Annotated in this window: 3 protein-coding genes; 1 reads left to right on the top strand and 2 read right to left on the bottom strand. The window is 49.2% G+C overall.

Annotation, left to right across the window (positions count from 1 at the left end; all coding sequences use genetic code 11):
- Positions 1 to 58 precede the first annotated feature (58 nt).
- A complete protein-coding gene (locus tag AC5JMP_RS14385; RefSeq protein WP_495852174.1) occupies positions 59 to 1,192 on the bottom strand; it encodes an NmrA family NAD(P)-binding protein in 1,134 nt (377 codons plus the stop codon).
- Positions 1,193 to 1,298: 106 nt separating this feature from the next.
- Here AC5JMP_RS14385 and AC5JMP_RS14380 point away from each other — a divergent pair, with 106 nt between their 5' ends.
- The gene (locus tag AC5JMP_RS14380; protein WP_495852173.1) at positions 1,299 to 1,895 is read left to right on the top strand and encodes a PadR family transcriptional regulator; all 597 of its coding nucleotides are present in this window, start codon (positions 1,299 to 1,301) and stop codon (positions 1,893 to 1,895) included.
- Between the two features lie 43 nt (positions 1,896 to 1,938).
- Here AC5JMP_RS14380 and AC5JMP_RS14375 read toward each other — a convergent pair whose 3' ends face one another.
- Positions 1,939 to 2,169 carry a hypothetical protein gene (locus AC5JMP_RS14375; protein ID WP_495852172.1) on the bottom strand — a complete coding sequence of 77 codons (231 nt, stop codon included), beginning with the start codon at positions 2,167 to 2,169 and terminating at the stop codon, positions 1,939 to 1,941.
- Positions 2,170 to 2,884: the final 715 nt, after the last annotated feature.

Raw genomic sequence — 2,884 nt, 5'->3', positions numbered from 1 at the left:
CTAATGGTGAAGAGGCTTGCAGCATCTTCTTAAGATCTCAAATGGGTTCTATAGAGCTTCATGATTGAAAGCTTTCGGCTGTAGTGTTGTGAAGATGAAGGGGGAGCGACTGCACATGATTGGCGATCGGTAGGGGCGCGTTTTGCAAACGATGCTCGGATCGCCAGCGATCGTCATCAATCGAGAGCGTGGGATTGGGTGACATGGGGAAGCCCTTGTGGCGATCCCAACGTTCGAGATTGTAGCCAGGATAGAAAGGCGTAAGATTGAAGTTGATGAACGCTTTCAGCCGATTGCCGAATGTTTGCTTGGCAAAAGGCATAGACGCGTAGCGCCGAGCGGTTATCTCGAAACTTTCGGCTGGGACTCCGGTCAATTCTTCGACAACGTTGGTGATGCCGCCTTCAAGCTCGAATGTGCCGCGCTTCACTTCTTCCACATAGTAGCGAAAGCCGCTGATCTGAATTGGATCAACCCTTTGCTGTTGGGCGACCTTGCAAAACATCCAGAACGGCAAGTTTATTGGTATCACACGATGACCGACTACCCTGGCAATCACCTCTGCCATGTCCTTTCCAGACAGAAGTTTAGGTCCGGTCGGTCGATAGCTGCCAGCATAGTGTTCTGGAGCCATCAGCGCAGCGACGACAACGCGCGCCATATCTTCGTTGGATACTGGTGCGGATTTTCCCTTTCCTGTCAAAACTGGGTAGATGCCAAGCAATGCTGCGAAGTCGATCACCCGCAGAAAATTGTCAGCGAACATCCCGGGGTTGATGATCGTATGGACGATGTTAGGGATCATAGAAAACATCTGATCTATCAGCCAGGTCTGTCGGGTCATAATCGCGGGATGCGATCGATGCGACAACCATTGGCTCATCTGCACGATCGCTTCAAGCTTTGCTTCTCGTGCTGCAACTGCAAAGGCGGTTGCACTCTGGATCACATAGGGATGAATGGGCGGACAGTAATAGGCGCGTTGGGTTCCCTGCATAGCTTCTAAAAGCTGATCGGGGTCAAATAAGTCGGCAACAACGGTTTCCGCGCCGAGGCGATCGAGCCGGTTGCTCCTGGAATCTCGCGATCGCACAACCGCCCGAACGGGATACTCTTTCTCGCACAGTTGGGCAACAACAGCGGCTCCTGTTTTGCCAGTTGCGCCCGTAATCAGGATCTTAGGTAGCTTCATTTTGAATTGATCCTAGTTGTCTATTCTTTTTGTTGTATTCAAAAACTTGAATACAACAACTAAGGTATACTCAACATATTGGATTCGTCAAGTAGAGTTTTTGGTTATGGCACTCAAGCACACCATCCTGGCATTCCTGTCTCGTCAGCCTCTAAGCGGCTATGACGTTGCCAAGGAATTTGCCGAAGGGTTTGGCAGTTGCTTCTGGAAAGCGAGTCAGCAGCAGGTTTATGCCGAGCTAACAAAGCTAGAGCAGCAGGGTAGCGTCACCTATGAGGCAATTCCTCAACCCGGACGACTCGATAAAAAAATTTATTCCATCACCGAGTCAGGACAGCAAGAACTAACCGACTGGCTCACAAAACCTTGTGAACCCGCTGCAATTCGTGAGGATTTAGGCGTGATGGGATTGGCTGGACATCTAGTTCCCCATCAGACAGTAAGACGCGAAATTGAACGGCGGCGACAACTGCATTTTGAAATGGTGCAGCATGTCAAAAAATTAGATGAGTATTTCTCCCAACATCTCAATTCACTTGAACTCAAAGATGTTTATATGCATTTAGTCATTCGTCGCGGCATTCGATATCAAGAAGAGTGGGTAGCTTGGTGTGATGAGGCAATTCAGGCGATCGAGCAGGTTATAACCCGTCAGGAAAGTGAGCCATCGTCTCATAAACACAATTTGAATGATCAGGGTTGAACAACCGCGCGATCGCCAGTAGAGATGGCAGGATGGCGTTTGCCTACACAGCACCTTGCTTAATCGACATTTCTAAATCCACTAATTTGGTTACTGCGTGAATCAATGTTCTGAGGGGCATGGTTGCGACCTCTCGCCGCAAATAGTAAAGCCGATTCAGATTCCCCACGTTACACAGTTGAGCAATTTCAGTGTTGTTCTGGATACCACTCGCAAGCGCACTTTTAACCCATAGCCAGGTTCTAAACTGGGTCAGTATAGTCGCAACCATCATGGGTCGAGCCGTCGAGTAGAGAGGACTCTTACGATGGTTAGGCTTGCTTTATGTTCCCCGTTGCTCTCGCCTTTCGGTTTCAAGAGTGTCACAAGATTCAGTCTTGCACCGTTAGGAGCCTCCTCATCACAGAAGCCTGCCTGCGGTTTTCCCGCACAAGTCTCTTCATTCGATCTTTTACCAAGTGGGATTGAGTGACACCAGACGACCTGGCTATGAGAGGGGGTGCTGGACTTGATAGGGTCAGAACGTCTCCCAGGTGAACCTGGGTCGCTGACTGCGGCGATTCAGCTATTTAAAGCTCAGATGAGTTAGATGAGTGATTAGAGTAGTTGCGCGGGACACAGCTGGTCAGGCCCCTGAAGCTCCGAATCTGGCGTTGCATCTGTGACAGTTCACTCACGAGGAAATGAGAGTTTCAGAAGATAGCTCAATAGCGATATAGTCCGATTTTAGTCCAAGCCATTCTGAGAAGAATATGTGACAGTTGCAGGGGTGTTACAACTGTTAAGCATACACCCGTACTAAATTGCACTTCGTTGTAGCTTTGGCAGTTTTACCCCTACAATTCATCATTACTTGTGTAGCACTACCCATCTTATGGTCAGCTCAGACTTGTTATGCGGCAGCACAGATCTCTAGGGAGTATCTGCCAGGTTACCGTCAGGGTAGTTGCTAATCTGGCGCTGAAGACTGGCAATGGCGCGGTTGTAAT

The organism is Drouetiella sp., assembly GCF_059504425.1.
Note: the sequence above shows the minus strand (reverse complement) of the source record. Positions and strands in the feature narration are given on the sequence as shown.